Genomic DNA, 19,047 nt, shown 5'->3' on the forward strand with positions numbered 1-19,047 from the left:
TTGGTGGTTTCTCCGGAGGTCGCGGAGTTCTTCTACTGGTTGACGGGTGAGCGTTGGCCGGATGCCGACGAGGGTCAGTTGCGGGAGTTGGCGAAGGAGTGGCGGGGGGGTGCGGGGGAGTTGCGGGCGTTGGGGGAGGGGTTGTCGGGGGTGGTGCGGGAGGCGCGGGAGAAGTTCGCCGGTGGGGCTGAGCGGGCTTTCGTGGAGCGGATCGCGCCGTTTGTCGAAGGGGACGGGTTGGGTGGGGTGGGTGGTGGTGGGTCGTTCTCGGGGGCCAACGCCAGCTCGTCGCGTCGTGGGGGTGGCGGCGGGGTGAGTGGGAGCGGTGGTGGGGTGGGTGCGGGTGGCGGTGGGTTGATTGGTTCGGCGGCGGTGTTGTTCGACAGTTTGGCTGATTTCTTGGAGCAGTTGGCGTTGGACGTCGAGTATGTGAAGTTGGTGGTGATTTATCAGATTCCGATGTTGATGGTCGAGGTGGCGTTGGCGTATGCGTTGTCGCCGTTTACCGGTGGTGCGGTGTGGTCGGCGGTGGCGGCGAAGTTGGCGGTGGTGCGGTGGTTGTTGCAGTCGTTGTTGGGGCAGATCTTGTTGCAGATGATGGTGGCCGCGGTGATCAGTATCAGTTTCCAGTTGTTGGTGGATGTGGCGGCACAGGTCACGCAGATCGGGAGTGGGAGTCGGGATCGGAACAACTGGGATACGCGGCACACGGTGAGTGCGGTTGAGGTGGGGGCGTTGGGGGCGGCGTTGTCGCCGGTGATGGGGCCGTTGGCGGCCGGGGTGGCGAAGATGGTGAACTCCGGTTTGAGTCATGCGTTCGCGACGCGGTTCAAGAAGTTCGGGGAGCGGTTCGCCGAGATCGGCGTCGAGGGTCTGCACGAGATGATGACCGAGGTTCTGTATGTGTTGATGAAGGAGGGGCGGCTTCCGGAGGAGTTGGGTGGTGCGTTCACCGCTGGCATGGTGTCGGGTGGGGCCGGGGTGGCGGGTGAGTGGTTGGCGGAGGTGTTCCCGCCTGGCGGTCGTGGAGTGTCGGACGGGGAGAAGGGCGGCTCGGATCCGGATCTCGTTTCCGAGGTGGACTCGGGGCCGGACCCGGATTCGGGTACGGGTTCGGGTTCGGCGGTGGTGCCGGGAGGAGGCGCGGTCCAGCCGCCGCCCGCCTGGGACGCACGGGGTGGGGCGACGATGGGGTTCTGGACCCCGGTCCCCTACACGCCAGCACCAGCCGGCACACCAGGCGTCAACCCCGTCGGCACGGCCACCGGAAAGGGCGGCGAGAAGAGCACCGGCCTCTCGACGTCGGCACCGCAGCCGGCGACCTCGGCACCGCAACCAGCGACATCACCACCGCAACCAGCGACATCGCCACCGCAACCAGCGACATCGCCACCGCAACCAGCGACGTCGAACACCGCCGACCCGCTACCCCGCCAGACCCCACCGGACCCGGCGGGCACCGTGTCCCAGAGCTCGACCGAGAGCTCAATCCAGACCCCATCCCAGGACCCGCCGCTCCACGCGACCCAGAGCGTGTCGCAGGCCCCGTCCCAACAGGTACCCCAGACCGATCTGCCCCAGACCGACCTGTCCCAGCAGCAGGCGGACCCGCCCCAGTCCGATCCCGGTCTCTCCACGGCGGGCGTGTCGGAGGCGGGCTTGTCGGAGGACGGCCTCTCCGACTCGGGTCTGTCCGACTCGGACCTCTCGACGGACCCACCATCCGGGCAGGAGATCAACGAGGGCGGGAACGGCGCACTCGAACCGCACGGGCCGACGGACCGCCCAGTCGACGCGCCCACGTCGCCCGAGAACCACGTCGACGGAACCTCGCCCGGACAACTGTCCGAGGCGCCCGCCGGGCGAAATCCGGACGTCGCCCACCACGCCGTCACTCCCGACGGCACCGCATCCGTTCCCCCGACGGTCTCGCAGATGTCACCCCCCAGCACCGGAGGCGCGTCGGGAACCGTGTTCACCCTCCCCGGGAACCACTACGAACCGACCCAGCTGGCGAACCTCGGCGCGAGCGTGGAACGAGGACAGTCCGGCCTCTTCGCCATACCAGGGCTGCGGCATCTGGCCGGCCGGACGGGAACCGATGTCCCGCTCGTCGTGGTGATCGAGGAGAACGACAACACCAGCGTCATCGAGATCGTCGACACACTGCTGGCGCGACCCGAGTTCAGTGTCCGGCTCGCGAAGAACCCCTCCCACCCGGTGGTGATCCTGTCCTCGAACGCGGGCAGTCGGCCGCGCTCGGCCCAGGAGCTCCGGACCCGGATCGCCCGGGAGCTGTTCGCCCGTGGCTACTTCCCGGACGTGTACGCGCCCGACGGCGAGGTGCGGATCGGTGCGGACGCGCTGGTGGACGCGGACACCGAGTTCACGGTCGTGTTCGGGGACGGGGCGCGGTTGCGCTCCCCCGAGGACGTGGTGGCGGCCGCGACAACGCTTCGGTCGGTCCCGGCACACGGGGGAGTGGCCGAGCGGGCGAAGTGGATCGTCGGGCGCACCCATGACCACCGGAGGGTCCGTGAACTGGGGCCGGAGGTGAGCAGGGCGATCGGCGACCTCGTGACGTCCAAGTTGGACCATTCGGTCACCGCCGAGGCCGTGGACATCCAGGATCGGCAGAGTGACAGAGCGGCCTACGCCTTCGCCGCGGACCTCGCGAGCGCACTGGGCACCGGATCCCTGCCGGTGGCGCCGAACGGACTGCGGGGTGGCACCGGGCGAGCGTCGTCCGGTCCCGGCCATACCCGGCACCTGTCAGGGAGTTCCCTGGGATCGGAGTCGTCATCTCAGAGTCAGCCTCCGGCCGGGCGGTCCCGTCGGCGCCCGCCGCCGCTGCGTGTGCCGGGCCGGGTGTCGCACACGCGGAGCGGCTCACAGGGGTCGGGCTCGTCGGCAGATTCGCCGAGGTCCGCCTGGTGGCGTCGGCGGTCTCCGCAGGCGGGGTCGAGCTCACTGGCGGTGCCCGGCCAGTCAGGGCCGAGCGCCCCGGTCAGCGACGGGGTCGAACTGGCCAGGCGCGGAAAGGCAAGGGTCGACGGAGAGTTCGACGCGACGGCGCTGCGTGACGAGATCGGCAGGCGTGTCGAGGAGGCTCGCCGGCGTGACACGGCCGCGTGGCCTGACATCGGTCACGCCTTCACCGAGGACGAGGTTGCCCGGGGGTTCGAGAAGGGCGCCCTGACACCGAACGGGTGGCGGGTGTCGCTGCCCGATTACCAGATCACGCTCAGGGTTAGGGAGATCGGGCCGGCGAAGAGCGAAGACACCGTCGCGGGTGAACGGCGATCGGTCCTCGAGTCCCGGACCATGCCGCGGAGCGCGATGGACGCAAAGAGCGTCACTCCGTTCAACCCCACCGACTTCCTGACCATCCCGATCGGCGGGTTCGTGACCACGTCCCTGAACGTGAAGGGAATCGGAACGCAGAGGGCGGTCGAGTCCACCATCGCGGAGGAATCCGAGGAGGCGGTCGAGATCACCGAGACGGGTGAGATGTTCCGTCGTGAGCACGACGTCGTGTTCGACGTGACGGTGCAGCGGATGCGGGGCGGAAAGCCACGGGGTGAGCCGGTCGTCAGCGAACGACCGGTCACGATCCCGATGGCGCTCTCCTGGCCGAAGAGCCTCGCGCAGGGCATTCCCGACGAGTACGCGTTCAGTTTCCCGCAGACCTCGCCGGGCACACCGAAGGCGCTGATCAACCGGGTCTACGCGGACCAGCAGCGGGCGTTGAGGCGCATCGTGGCCGCTCCGCTGGAAGGACTGTCGACCGTCGGCTTCGACGCGGCCGTCACGGAGCACCGACTCGACTCGAGGAAGGACCCGGCGGTCGCCGAGTTCGGGAGTTGGCTCGCCGAGCTGGAGACGTCGCACGGCAAGGAGATCCTGGCCGGCCAGGTGATGCGCAGGGCGTTCAACTTCCGGGGCCGCCCGACCGAGGTGATCGTGGTCAAGGCGCTGGCGGCGAACCCCGGCCAGAGGAGGGGAAGGGCCGGCAGTCCTGTGTCCGACACCGACTCACGACCGGGGACGGCGTCCAGCCTGGGCGGTCGGGTCTCGCCGGACTACCCGTCCGGCTTCGGTACGTCATCCGCGCAGCAGGCCCGGATCACGCAGCGACGCGGAAGCAGCGTCTCCCGGTCCAGTCTGGACAAGGACATCAAACCGGTAGGTGGCTCCGTGTCGGTGGAGTTCGGCGACGTGCTTGGCGATGCCGTGGGCGCGAAGATCTCGGCGGAACTGGGCGGCGCCGCGACCGCGGAGGACATCGCCGAGTACACCTCGTCGCAGAGCTACGTGGTGAGCAAGACCTTCGAGGGAATGTTCCTGAAGCTGGGCGCCGAGTTCGAGGTCGTGATCGCGTTCGTGCCCGTCCAGTCGGATCACGTCGGCGAGGCGCACGGCCGCCCGGAGAAAACCCCGGAGCAGACCCTGTTCGAGCGTCCGGTCGCGGCTCGGCCGAGTTCGTCACACAGCCGGTTGAGGCAGTGGTTGCCCTGGGCGTCCAGCCCGTCCGGTTCGCTGAGGGTGCCGGTGTCGGCGACGGTGTTCGCCATCCAGCCCGGCAGCGACCTGGACATCGACTCCGAGCCGGAGTCCGAGCTCGACCGGATGGGGGACTTCAAGGCCGGCATGGAGGCAGCGGAGGTCCCGTCTCAGCGAGACGCGGTGTACGAGCTGACCCCGGAGACGGTCGAGGCGCTCGCCGGCAGTCTGGCGATGATGCTCAACACCGAAGGGCGGATCCGCGGCGACCAGATCGAGGGCGTCAGAACCGGACTCCGCGACTGGGCGCAACGCAACTCCGAGGCGCTCGCCCGCGGCCGGTCCGAGGTGCGTTTTCCGGTACCGGGAGAAGGCGACGACCTCTTCGTCCGCGGGGAACTGGGTTCCGGTCAGCGGGTCGCGCAACCCACGCAGCGGCGCACCGGGAAGAGCGCTGTGGGCGGTGCGACGCGGCGGCAGGCCAAGAGAACGCGCGAGCTGACCGGCACTGTCGGGGCCGAGGTCGAAGTAGGCCCGGTCGGGCTGGGCCCTGCCGTCTCATTGGCCGGCAGCCGTAGCCGAAGCGTGGGTTCCTCCGAGGGCTACTCGGAGCGGCACGAGTGGGACGACAAGGGCACGGGCAACACCTTCAAGTTCCACCTCAACTTCACGGCTCGCCTCGGACCGGATCTCACGAAGCTCGGCAGGGAGCTGACGTTCCCGTCGGACCCGGGCGCCACGGCGGCCAGGTCCGACCGGGGCACGAACGATCGAACGAAGCTCCTGGGCGTGGTGAAGATCTCCGTGCCGACCCGCCCAGGGGAGGTACTGGGTGTCGAGCACCGGGCCCCGCTGCGGGAGACGCGGTGGCTCACCGACGAGGAGCGGGCGGCCACGCCGTTCCCGACGATGACGAAGGCGTACCTGCCCCCGGACTTCGACCTCCAGGCGATGACGGAGGGGGCCGACCTGGCCCTGACGGCCACCGAGACGCTGATGGCGCCGAAGAGCGAGGACCTGGACGAGCAGGCCCGGCGGGAGCTCATGCGCCTGGCTCTGGGGCCGGCACCGAGGCCGATCGGTGTCCAGGGCGATGGTGAGACGAATCAGGGAACCACCCAGGACGCGATCGAGCAATGGGGGACGTGGCGTGCGCGGCAGGCCAGGCAGAGCCTGGCGGCCGGGCCCGGTGACAAGCTGGAGCTGGCGAGCCACACGGCCGCCGGCATCCTCGACATGGGCAGCCGTGACCTGGTCGGCAGCGTGACGCTGACCAACGAGTACGGCAACCCGCGAATCGTCCGGTACGACGCCACGCACCCGTTCAAGCGCCTGCGTGACACCCAGACCGTCCTGCCCGCGGAGCGGGCCAAGGGGTGGAGCGCCAAGGCGGCGTTCACGACCTCGGTGGAGTTCACGGGCGGCAAGGCCGAGCCGGAGGTGTCGGGGGAGTACAAGCGCGGACGAGCGAGACGACCCGCACACGCCGTGGAGACCTCGACCGAGTACAGCTGGAAAGAGCCCGCCTATCTGGTGGTCTACGACGCGGTCGAGAGACTGGCGACCTCTGTGCACGAGAGCTGGACCGGTGCGCTCGGCAAGCAGCATCCGCGGCCGGAGATCACCGACACCCGGTCCAAGTTCGTGCCCGACCAGCTGGCGGTGTGGGTGCCGGCCCGACAGATCGCGGCGATCGGGTCCGGGCTGAGCGATCACGACGTGTGGGGTAACCTGCGGGACGTCGACCGGGATGCGTACCAGGCGGCACACCGGATGCTGCAACCGACGTCGCCACCGGTGTCACCACCGGCGTCACCACCGACGTCCCCGGAGGCGAGACCCCGGCCGGCACGGGAGTCCTCCTCTCGTTCCCAGGCTGGGATCTCGCAGCCGGACGCGCGGCGCCCGGTCGTGCACCAGCCCAACCCGCCGGCCACGCACGCGCTGCCGGAGGGCGCCGGTGACTTCGATCCGTCGCGGTCCGATCTGGTGGTGGAGCTGAAGAAGAATCTGCTGGGTGAGTTGACCACCTGGGCGAACAGCCTCGAGAGCGAGGAGCTCCGGGAGAAGTACAAGCTTCTCGCCGTGCGCATGACGGACACGTTGGCCGAGAAGTTGCTGCTCGGCGGCTTCGACGCGATCATGACTGACGTTCTCACCGCCGGACACAACGAGTTGGGGCAACGCACCGGCGAGTCCGGCAAGGTCGAGCTGCGGATGACGTTGAAGGGGCGGTTGACCGATCGCACCACCGACGCCGCGGACGATGAGTACCAGCACAAGCGCACCGTCTCCGCCGCCAGGAGCGTTACGAACGAGACGACGAACACGTGGAGCGCCGGGTACTCGGCGAGCGGTCAGCCCGACTTCGGTGTCGAGTCCAGTGTCGGCGCCTTCGTCCTGGACGGCGCCATCGCCCCGACGGTGTCCGGCACGTGGCAGTGGGCCCGCGGGCCGGCGCGGAAGGAGGAGCGGCGGCACACCACCACGTTGACGTGGCGTGGTGGGGCCGAGCGGGAGCGGGCGACGCTGGAGCTCACACTCGTCCTCAACCCCTGGGCCCGCTCGGGTGACTACCGAAAGCGCTTCCCCCCTCCGCTGTCCCGGAAGCCGGTGCGCGGCCAGCACATCGTGCCAGACAAGATCGTCTTTGAGCAGGCCGTCCAACGGACCAGGCCGGCCTACCTCGCCGCGGCCCGGCAGCGAGCGCCCATCGCCACGGCCAGCGGCTCGCTCCGGAACTTCTGGGCCGCGCAGCGGACGGCCGAGGACGACCGGCCGGTCGGCTTCCCGGACAAGGCGGCGCTGCTCGCGGAGCCGATCGAGGCACCGAAACTGTTCGCAGAGCTCGACAAGCTGTCCGGGGAGCTCAATGCGAACCGGGCGAACTGGCTGCTGACCGGCGCGCGAGGGTCCCAGCTCGCCCACCACCTCCGCGACCTGTTGTCGACCGAGACGTACGAGTACGCGGTGGGCAGCGACACGATCGACACGATCGCGATCGGAGCCGATCTCGGCACTCGGGAGCTCATCGGCGTCATTCCGGACAGTGAGATCGAGAGCGAGGTGGTGACCGGCGGCGACACCGAGCACCGGGCCACGGCGAAGAACGAGACCGAGGCCGCCGTCCTCGGCGGCATGGCGGCCGAACTGGCCGGCGGCGGGCAGACCCTGCACGAGGGCAAGTCGGAATCGGTGGTTCCGGAGAAGGCGCCGGAGCAGAAGGTCACATCCGGCGGAAAGCCGTACCTGGTTCGAGCGGAGTTCATCCCGACACTGACGGTGACCTACGCCGACGGAAAACCGGCGCGCGTACTCCTCGAGGGCGGAGAGGTCGACGGGCACGTGTGGTTGGCGGTCGACGAGGCCGGCCTCGCGGCACTGGGCCTGACAGATCCGCAGGTGAAGGGCAAGGGACCGGCGACGGAAGAACAGCGGCTGGTCATTCCCCGGCGCGACGTCGCGGCCACGCGGACGGCGGCGTCCACGAGTGGGCCCGGGCGTAATCCACGCATCGTGTTGCAGCGGAAAGCCACCGAGCTCGCCGTGCCGCCCGCGCCTCCCGCGCTCGACGTCGAAGGCCATCGCACGAGCCGGTGGAGCCGCGCTCTGACCGACACCAGGACATTGCCGGCCCCCTGGGCCAGCACCGATCGGAGCGGTGACCGGCGGGTCACGATGCCCGACACCGCGTTGGCGCAGGCGATCCCGGACAGTGTCACCGTCATCTCGGGTCTCCATGACGCGGTGGAGTGGATCGAGGGGCGGGTCGAAGAGGAGACATCGCCGCGGAGTTGGTCCCCGGAACCGCTGGGTCGGGGTGTGGAGGCGCTGAACACACTCGAAGCGCGGCTCAAAGGCTGGTCGGGTCCCCTCGGGTTGCTGATCGGATTCCGCCCAGGTGAAGGACATGCGTTGGTGGCACGGATCGGAAAGGACGGACAGCTAGCCCTCGCCGACCCGCTGCTGAAGCGGCCCGTGCCCACGGCCACGGTGCTCGGGTCGCTCGACCTGTTCTCGGCCGTCGTGCTCGACGCCGACGGTCGGCAGCTGCCTGCGCCGTCCGCCCGCCGGGGCCTGGGCGACGCGGCTGCCGAGCGGAGCAGCGGCCCGCACTGGACGACAGCCCGCGTTCTTTCCACCGCGGAGGACATGCATCCGTTCTCCGAACGCGGCGAAAGGGTTCGCGGACAGGTCGAGGAGATCGTCAAGAGGACACACCGGACGAAGCGACTGCGAGAGCTCGGCCTGGAAGATGCCGTCAAGACGATCGTCGCCGAGGCGGTAAGGGGCGACAACTCCGCCGCGCTCAGGCTGTCCAGAGCCATCGCAGCCGATCTGGGCACCGCGCAGTTCGACCCGGTGGACCCGGACGCCGAGGCACCCGTGGCGGGACTCGCGGGCGGGGCGGGCGGCCCCTCGGGCGGAACCGGGCGGCGTGGCCGCGGACAGGGTGGTGGCCCGTTGCCCCACCGGGCCACGACGACGGGAAGGTCCCAGGCGCAGTACGACGAAGCGCTCACGGATCTCGAACGGGCAGCTGACCGAGGCCGGCACCGGGTCGAGGCAGACGCCCGTGCCGACGTCGTCGGCACGACCGAGCGCCGCGAGCCGACCACGGTCCAACACGAGCCCTCGTCGCCAGGTCCAGTGTCGACCGACGCGCAGGGCGCTCCCACGAGTGTCGCCACGACACGCTCTCCCTGGAACGACGAGCGCCTCACCCGCGAGGCGCAACGGGCGGAAGACGAGCTTGCGTCGATGAGCGCGGACCAGGCGGCCAGGACGCTGGCGAACGCGAGGGTGCTCGCGAGCGCGTTCCACGGCTGGGAGACGATCGTCACCCGGGGGATCAGCGACAAGGTTCTCCAGGTCATCGCCGGGACATTGCACCGGACGGGCAACGTCGTCGAAGCCATGAACGTGGCCGCCGAAACGGCGCGGGATCTCGGCACCAGTCCGACCCGCTCCGATGTCATTTACCTGCTCGGCGACGCGAACGCCGCCGCGGGGAACGGCACGATCGACCCCGCCCGGGAAGCCGAGGCGATCACGGTGGTGCGGTCCCAGCACGCCCCGCGGCAGCTCCAGGATATCGAGATACCGGTCGCCGACCTGGCTCGCGTCGTCGCCTATGTCGCGACCCTCGGCACGCCGAAATTCGTCACGCTGCGGGACATATCCGAAGCGATCGGGATGGGCGTGGGCACGCTGCGTCCGCGCGCGGAGAGATTCGCCGCCATGCTCAGGGAGTTCCGCACCACCAGGGCGTCGCAGCCGACCCCGGCGGCGGGCAGGCCGAGGTGGACCGAAGAACGCCTGCGTACCGAGGCAGACGTCGCGAGAACCGTACTGAACCTGACCGAACAACAGAAGAACCTTGTGGCTGTTGCCTGGACCGCGAGCAACGGTCCCACAACACTCGTGGGACGACGCCTGAACAAAGAGGTCAACGACGTGGTGGCGCACGCCATGCTGCGTCACAGCGGCACGGTCGAGAACCAGATGGCGGTCGGGATGCAAGTGGCCGCCGAGATCGCCGAGGACCTGGGCACCGGCTGGACGGCCGCGGACCTCGACAACGAGGTGCCGCTGGCGCGCAGCGTACAGCTCGACCAGACGCTGTGGGACCAGGCGCTCGACGAGGTTCCGCAGCGCTTCGACCGGAACCAGCTCGATGACAAGGGCTACTCGTTCGAGGACGTGGCGGCGATCGTCGCATTGATAGCGGGTCAGGTCCCCCGCCAGCACGTCACGGTGCCCCAGATCGCCGAGCGGCTCGGGAAGAGCGTCGGCGTCGCGCGGACCAGACCCCGGCATGACTCGTCCGCGACGAACTTCCCCGTCGGGGGGGCGGTCATCTCCGACCGGGGCGCGTACAAATACCAGCAGCAACGTCGCGAGAAGCTGCGCGGTCGCGGCGTGCACCTGCTTCCCTCGGAAGACTGGATGACGCCGGCAGCGGTCCGCCGCGGCCGCGATGGGCTGGACGACGTCTTCGCCGCGCTCGGCGCCGCGGGCGATCCGACGGCGGCGAGCGCGATCGTGTTCGAGATCCGGGACGACGGCGAGCCTGGGCTCGTGCTGAACGTCATGCCGGACGGCGCCGGCGGCCACACCATCGTGGGGCCAACCGGCCGCCAGCTGACGAAGGACGTGTACGAGAAGCTCAGCGGGTACCGGCCCACCGACGATCCCGCCGCCACCCCCGTGACGAGGTTGGGAAAGTTGTACGCCCTCGGTATCGACGCCGATGGCGCGGTGATCATCGGCAATCCCCCGGATCCGGGGTCCGCTCCACCGCCGTCCCCGTCACGGGTCACGGGCGTGCGTACGCACCCGGATCCCTGGGTACGGCTGGGACTCGACCAGGCCGCCGCGGTCGCGCGGCGCGGCCGTGAGTACCGCATCAACCGCGAGAAGGTCTCTCCCACCCGGGCCGACGAGGTGTTGCGCACAGCGACAACAATCGTCGCGTCCACCCATGACGCCGAGAAGCTAGGGTCGGACCGTCAGCAGAAGCTCAGCGAGCTGATGTGGCTTCGCCTCGTCTCCTCGGGCGATGTCGGCTACGTGTACGGACAGTCCGAGGAGTTGGCGGCGAAGCTGGGCACGAAACCGGAGGGCGAACCGTGGCGGCCCACTCTCCTCGACAAACGCCTGGGCGCGGCCGAGCTGGACGCGGCGCTCATGGCCACGTCGTGGACGCCGAGCCGGGTCCGGATGGAGTCCGAAGTCGCCAGGTTCGAGCTGACGAAGCAGCCACCGGAGCATCTCACCACGCTGGTGTCCGTGGCGAACCACATCGTGGCGACAAGCCACACCACCGGGAACGCGGCACATCTCGACGATGTTCGCATCCTGCTCGTGCACCGGCTGGCGCGTTCCCCTGGCGGGATTCCCGCCGTTTTCGCGTTGTCCGAAGCGCTCGCGAAGAGCCTCGGAACCGCGCTTCCCGACGGTGCCTGGCTTCCGTCACCGCTCGCCGTCGAGCGGGGCCGGGCGAGCGACGCGGTCACGGCGCTGTCGAGCACGGAGTGGACACCGGTTCGTCTGTCCACCGAGGCGGGCTTCGCGCGGGCGGCGCTGGCCCGGGTCGGGAAGCCCGACCCCGACCTCCGGCAGCTGGCCGAGATCATCGTTCTCGACACCCGCGACATTGCCGCGCTCACGTTCTCCGGCCTGGGCTCGGCGGATGCCATGATCGACGTGATCGAGCACGTGTTGCTGACCGCACCCGGGTCCCCGCAGGAGAAGGAGGCCGCCGCCCGGGTGATCTCGGACGCGATCGCGCGCGGTCTGACGACGGGGTTGAGGCCCGAGTCCGCGGAGTCCCCAAGCCCCGCAACGGCCTCTTCCGGACGGTCCGAACCGAACAGCGGGCCGGTGGTTCTCGACTTCGATAAGATCGGTCTCGCCCACGATGTCTTCCCGGCGCCGGGAAGACCTCCGCGGGACGCGCCTTCTTCCGCTTTGGACAGTCTGGTCGCCGAACTCGATCACGACGATCTGGTGTTCGACCTCGACCTGGACGACGAGATCACCCCGGCGCCGATGCCCCCTGCGCGGGAAGCACCGGCGGCCGGCTTCGACGGCGGTGCGTCCGAGGTCGTGGCGACGTACCTCGACACGGGCTCGTTGCGTGACCGGGGTTTGTTCGACATGGTCGCGGAGATCGTCCAGAACCTGTCGCGGGAACTGGGTGAGGCCGGGGTGGCCGATGTCGTCGTCCAGATCGGCGCTGGTCTGAACGTGCTCACAGCCGAAGGGCGGGCGAGGTTTGGACCTTTCACGGGGGCGAGAGGGCGGGTGCAGAGTCTCGAGCAGGACGGCAAGTCTCTCCGGACCGAGGGCGACGTGCGGGAGGCGGTGCGGCTGCTGCGCCGCACCCAGCCGGAAGCCGACCTGAACAACTGGGGGGACGCCGAAGAGATCGTCGCGCTGACGAATCTCGCGGGCGAGTTGACGAGCCGCGGCCTGCACCTGGACGTGGTCGATCTCGTCGCCTTCGAGACGGGAATGTCTCGCAGGGCCAAGCTCGACTACGCGATGCGCCTCGGGTTCGTGCTGGGCACGGCAAACCCGGACTGGGTGGCGAACCGACCGCTGGGCCGCGGCGGCGCGTCGGCGTCCACCGCCCCGACCGGTGACGGGTCGCGTCAGCCGCGGACATCCGTGGCGCCGGTGCTGTCGGCCGGGGACGCCGGGCCGGCTTCGACCGAGCCCGCGGCGGCTCACGCGGGTGCGGATCGTGGCGAGGGAGGTGCCACGGTCAGCGAAGGTGAGGAGTCGAGCGAGGAGGAGTCGAGTGACGAGGAGTTGAGTGAGGAGGAGGCCGCCCCCCGACCGGCGGAACCTGTCGGAGAAGGTGCTGGCACCTCGGCCATCGCCGAGGCGGCCCCGTCCGGCAAGGGCAAGGCGGTTCGCTGGGCGGAGGACGTCCGGGACAACGGGACGCGGCAGGGCGAGCCGAGCGACGACGGCGGCCGGGGCGAGCCCGTCGCCGAGTCGTCGGGCGACCGGCCGCCCGACGACGGGGACGGCCCCCGCGACGCGGACCCGCTCGACGCGGCACGGATCGCGGCCGACGAGGCCGCGGCGGCGCGGGAGGCCGCGCGGCTCGCGGTCGAGCAGGCGCGGCTCGCGCACCAGCGTGCCGGGCGCGCGGTGGAGGAGGCGAAGGCCGCCGCGCGTGAGGCGGAGGGCGCGGTGATCGGCACCGAGCGGGCACTGGACCGCGCCAGGAGCCGGGTGGCCGAGGCCCGGGCCCAGTTCGAGGACGCGAACGCGCACCGCGAGGCCCTCGACGACAACGCCTCGTCCGACGAACTCACCGACGTCGACGCCGCCGCGACCGCCTCCTGGGAGCGGCTGCGGGAACTCGACCTTTACGCGGACGACGCGCTGCTCTCGGCCGACACGGCCCGCACGTCGCGCGAGCAGGCGACCGACGCGGTCAGGCAGGCCGAGCATGCGTTCGCGAACGCGGAGGCCGCCCTCGGCAAGGCCCGCCAAAGCCGGGAGCGGGCGGTCGCGGCCGCCGCCGCGGCCCGCGACGCCACCAGCGACCCCGACAACCGTCTGCGCGATCTGCGCGGGGAGCGGGACAACCTGGCCAGGGCGCACGGCGAACTGACCGAGTCCGGGCCGTCCAGCCGAGCGGCCACCCCGGCGGCCCGCAACCTCGCCATCCACATCGCCCGGCTCGATGGGCAGATCGCCCGGCTCGTCCAGGATCGGGCCACGTCCGCGGCCAACGCCCGGGACCAAGCGCGAGCCGCGCAGCGCGACACCGAGCGGCACCGGGACGAGGTCAAGGCAGCGGGCGGCGACGTCACGAAGGCCGCCGGCGTGGCCAAGGCCGCCGCGAAACAGGGGCAGGTCGAAGCCGTGTACACCCTGCTGTCCAGCGTGCCACCCGGCTCGCGGGCCACCGTCGAGCGCCTCGGCTCGGCGACGGAGCTCATCGACGCGATCACCGAGCTCACCGGCGAGGAGCTCCGCGATCTCGGCCCCGACGGGGTGCTCGCCGCCATGAACAACGGAGAGCTGACCGTCGAGACCTCGACGGGATCGGTGACCATCGGATTCTCCTTCGACCTGGAGCGGCCCGCCGACACCCGGACGCGCACCGCGCCGACGTCGGCGCCGCCGTCCCGGTACACCAGGCAGGGCCGGGAGGCGTGGACCCCGCTGACCGACGTCTCGACGAGCAGCGCGCCCGTCCGGATCCCGCTGGTCGTGTTCGAGCCGGTCAGCGTGGGCACCGCCGTCGACCCGACCGGCACGCTGCGACCGCTCGTCTTCGTCGGCGGCGCCGCCAAACGCACGACGAAGACGGAGTCGACGTCGTCTCTCTCGTCCGAGGACGCGACCGGTGACCGGCCCGCCGTCGCCACCACGATGGCCATCACGCTCCGGCGCGCGGACGGTCGGACGGCGAATGCCAACCTCGACGTCACGCTGCGGGTGGGCAAGATCGTCCCCGGCAGGGCCGACGTCCAGCCGCTGACCGAGGCGCGGGCGACGGTACTGCGTGCCAACGGTGTCGAGCTCCCGGCGTTCACCGGCACGCCGGACCTCCACTACGTCGGCACCGCGACCGCGGAGCTGCGGACCAAGCTGAAGTTCAGTGGCCCGGTCTCCACGGTCCGGGGCAGCGACAACGCCGTCGGCGCGGGTGTGTCCGGCGGTGCCGTGCACGAGTTCTTCAGCTGGTTCGTCGGGCTGTTCGCCGAGCTCAACAGCGGCTTCGCCCAGGGGCCCAGCCGAACGCTCGAGTGGGAGCAGAACCATACCGCTCTCTACACCCCACTGGAATACCGAGTCGACACCGAGGACGGTCGCGGCCGGTACATCACGGTGCCGGTCCACGTGGCCCGCGCCGCGGACCTGCCGCTGCCCGAGCATCTCCTCGGCACCGAGCCGGTGCCGACCTTCGACGGGCGGCGCTTCATCGTCGGCACCGACTCGATCCTGGACGTGCCGGGTGCCGCCGCCATCGTCGACATCGCCGCGGACGGCCTGTCCGAGCAGGGCAGGCGAGAGGTCGCGGCCCACTTCCACGCATCGGACAACCCGCTGCGGTCTCCGGACCAGCGGCGGGCCGTGCTGCAGGACGCCATGTCCGGCCTCGGTCACCAGATCACCTGGGTCGAGGACGGCCGCCAGCACACGGTGACGATCTACGCGGAGCTGGTGCCGCCGCGGGAGACCCGGCCGTCCGGACAGGAGAAGGCGCGGGTGGAGGACAAGGCCATCGGCCACAGCGGCAGCGCCTACTCGATGGGCCGGTCGGCCAGGGCCGGTCTCGGCTTCGACTTCCGGCCCACCTTCGCCGACGACTCAGGGCCGACCGGTACCGAGGGAAGCACCTCGCACGCCGCGTCGTCGTCGTCCCGCGGCCTACCCGTGGTCGCCGTCACGGCCGGCCGGGAGGAGACGGGGTCCGGCAAGCCCCGCATGATCGCCAAGCACGGGTTGGTCGCCTGGTCGGACAGCCAGCGCGACGTGGCCGGCACCCTGGACGTGGTCGTCGTGCACACCTCGGAGAAGCAGCCCGGCACCGCGCGGCGGATCCTCCTGGGCGGCACCATGACCACCAAGTTCGGCACGCCGGCGGCGGCCCGGCGCGCCGAGCCGCCGCGGGAGCACGTAGACCAGGCGTTCGCCAAGGACGACGACGACAACCTGGTCGAGATGTGGCCAGGCAACCCCGACGGCACGGTCGCCACCGTGACAGCCGGGCGGGTGCCGAACGCCATCGTGATCGCCACGCCACGGGACAAGCTGGACTGGGCGGGCGGAAAGCTGAGCCCGAGCACGATGACGCCGGGCGTCTACCTGACCTCGCCGCCGCTGCCCGAGGGTGCCCGTCCGATCCCACACGCGCTGTTCGGCCGCTACGCCGTCGTCGAGGACTTCCACGCATCGCCACGGCACCGCGAGGCCGTCGACCTCGCGCTCGCCAAGAGCGTGCAACCCGTGGACGGGCCGCCGGCGGGCGGGACGTCCCGGAAGTCGCCGCGTCTCGGCGGCACCTGGTCGTCACCGGGCGTCCGGCGGTTCGTCGAGACCGCGCCGGACGGCACCACGACGACCTACACGGTCAAACTGCCGCCGATCACGCGGTGGAGTCGTACCGGCTGGAACACCGTCCGCGAGTTCCTCAGCATGATCGGCAGCCGTCAGTTCGCCGGGCTCACGCTCGTCGGGCAGCCGGCGACGACCCCGGAGATGGTCGCGTCCGGGCGGATGAGCGACCACACCGCGACCCTTACCGCGACGATGGACGTGATGTCGCCGGACGTGCTCGGCATCCGGTTGAACGGCAAGCTACAGATCAACGAGAACGGCCAGCACCTGTCGAGCGCGGCCCTGAGCAGGAGCAAGGGCGTGGGCGCCAGGTTCGGCGTCTCCGTCGTCCCGCAGCACGCGACGAAGTGGGGCGTGTTCCTGCGGCTCATGCTCGGTGCCAGCATCGACTGGGAGGACAGCGAACTCCGGGAGGTCGGGCCGGGTGACAAGCAGGTCACCGAGTACAGCGGCCCGACCGCGTTCCTCGTGCTGGACACGCGGGCGCGGCTGGAGGCCGCGATGGCCATCCGCAACAGGTTCATGAACCGGAAGTTCGACGAACTGCCGGTCACCGTCGACGAGCCACGGGCCCTGGTGGTCCAGCTCCCGGTGCGCGACGCCATCGCCATCTACGAGTACCTCGGCCAGCCGGTGCCCCCCGTGCTGACCGCCGCCCTGCCGGTGCCGAAGCCGCCGAAGGGGCGCTTCGCGCAGACTCTGCTGCCCCCGGACGGCGAGTACGCCGGGCACAACGGCACCGGCGTGACGCACGTCGAGTTGCACGGGGCGAACCCGCTGGCCGGGGCGGCGGCCGAGCTCAACCGACTCGGCGTGACCGGGGAATGGAAGGACCTGGTGCTCACCCGGATCGAGGAGAAGCTGACCGGGCCCCACGGCTTCATCGACCTGCGCAACATCCTGTTCGCCGGCGACGCCGAGGACGGCGCCCTGGTGCGGGTTCCGAACACCGGTGCGGTGACCGACGACGTGGTCCACGTCCGGATCACCGCGACCCGGGCCGATCGGCCGTCGACGCATTCGTCGGTGCCACCCGACAGCCTGTTCAACATTGCGTATCACACCCAGTACGGGCTGGCTCAACGCTCGAAGAGCAAGACCGTCGACCTCCCGGGCGACCTGGGTTTCGTGCACCGTGAGAAGCCCCCGGCCTCCTCCACCTCCGCGGACGTGGAGACGACGGGTGGTGGGCTGGCCGGACGCTTCGTTCCGAGCCGGGTGTCCCGGGACCAGTCGGTCAAGGACAGCAGCTTCATCCTCAAGGTGACCTCCCAGTTCAAGTACGGCGGCGGGTACGTCCAGGGGGAGGACCTGGAGGTCGACTTCCAGCTGCACATCACGCGCGACCGGTCGGCGACGCCGGCCAGCAAGGCGCTCACGGCCGGCGCCGCCGGCCTGCCCGGGACCAGGAGCACCGGATCGGACGACGCGCCGGTATCGGTACCCGGCCGGGTCGTTCTCGCCGGGCCGAGCACGGAGTTGGTGGAGCCGCTGCGGGAGCCGGCCACCCCGCCCATCGTCGAGGTCCTGACCCACGGCCCGGACCGGGGGCCGGAGTTCACCCGGCAGGACGGGATCTTCCCGTTCGCCATCGGCAAAAGCTCCCTCGACGCGATCCGTCGCGCGGGGTACGCGGCGCTGTCGAGCGTGGCCCTGCCGCCGGGCGTGGTCGGCGAGACCGATCTCCGGCACGCCGCGGCGGCGAGGTCGGAGTACAGCAGGAAGGGCAGCCTCGGTGAGTACGAGGTGCACGGCCTGACGTCGGGCAGCTCGCTGCACGGCGGCCTGCACGCCATGTTCACCGGCCACTCCTATGCCACCGCCGGTGACGCGAAGGCGCGCCGGCAGGTCAAGCACACGTTCTACGACGCGGGCTACTCGATGGGCATCGAGGCCCGCTTCCGGCTGGAGACCGCCACGCCACTCAAACCGCCGGCCGGCGCGGCCATCGAGGGCCTGCATCTGGAGAAGCTGTCCCAGCTGTTCGGCACCAACAAGACCGTGACCCATGGCACGGGGGTGGCGGCCCTCGGCTCGGGGTCGAGCTCGCAGGAGGCCGAGGGACCCGGGCAGAAGACCGTGCGCACGCTGCCGACAGGCGCGTTGGCGTCCACTCACGACTCGGGTTCGGCCCAGGGTGGGCGGGACATCGACACCCAGAGCACCAAGTACTCCGGCGAGTTCTTCCCGTTCCGCGTCGACGCCGACTTCTACCTGAAGGTGGCGTTCCACAGGTCCAACGACGCGGCGAACCTGTTCTCGAGCCCGGACCGAACCATGCGCGTGGGCGCCGAAGGCGATCTCATCACGTTCGTGCACCGGGATCTGGCGCTGCGCAGGTGGAACCTGACACTCGGCCACATCTGGTCGTTCGCGGGGACGAGGGCGCCCGAAGGACTCGCGCTGCGCGTCGCGGGCAACGGCGCGGCGATCGAGGTTCCCGGCCGGCCGGCCACCGAACCGACCGTCGACCCGGCCGCCGTCGCCGACGGCGACCGGGGGCGCAACCTCCACGTCGGACCCGGGGTGACGGTGGAGCAGGTGGTGTCCTTCGTGCGGTCGGTCAAGGCGGACTGGCGGCCCACGACCTACACGGTCGAGGTGGGCTCGCCGTTTACCGAGGCGGACGTGCGCGAGGCCCTGTCCGAAACCGCCGAGCTCGACCTGAACCTCGACAAGATCCGTGCGCGGGCCGAGCGGCTGCGGGCGGAGGCACCGCCGGAGCGCGACCAGACAGGGCGGGACGCGGTCACCGGCATCATCGAGGCGGCCATCGACCCGCACACCCCCGGCGGAGACCAGATCCCCAACATCGCCGAGTTCCTGTCCCACGTGGCCGACATCATCGAGGACGTATACCTCACCAACGGCGCCGCCGAGGCGCGGCGGCGGGCCGAGTACCTCGCGTCCGTCTTCGACGTCGAGAGGTCCGCCTCCACCACGTGAACT

Annotated in this window: 2 protein-coding genes and 1 pseudogene; 2 read left to right on the forward strand and 1 reads right to left on the reverse strand. The window is 70.6% G+C overall.

What is annotated here, in order from left to right; translation table 11 throughout:
* Positions 1-3: 3 nt before the first annotated feature.
* Positions 4-231, forward strand: a pseudogene (locus tag BU204_RS42380) (WXG100-like domain-containing protein); the annotation flags it as partial.
* Between the two features lie 218 nt (positions 232-449).
* Here the strand turns inward: BU204_RS42380 and BU204_RS10515 are convergent.
* Entirely contained in the window at positions 450-659 is a 210-nt protein-coding gene (locus BU204_RS10515) for a hypothetical protein (protein WP_075125431.1), read from the reverse strand.
* Positions 660-711: 52 nt separating this feature from the next.
* Between BU204_RS10515 and BU204_RS10520 the strand changes: the two genes are divergently transcribed.
* Entirely contained in the window at positions 712-19,044 is an 18,333-nt protein-coding gene (locus BU204_RS10520; RefSeq protein ID WP_143229422.1) for a hypothetical protein, read from the forward strand.
* Positions 19,045-19,047: the final 3 nt, after the last annotated feature.

Origin of the sequence: Actinophytocola xanthii, from assembly GCF_001921205.1 — a bacterium.
In the GTDB taxonomy this organism is placed as follows: domain Bacteria; phylum Actinomycetota; class Actinomycetes; order Mycobacteriales; family Pseudonocardiaceae; genus Actinophytocola; species Actinophytocola xanthii.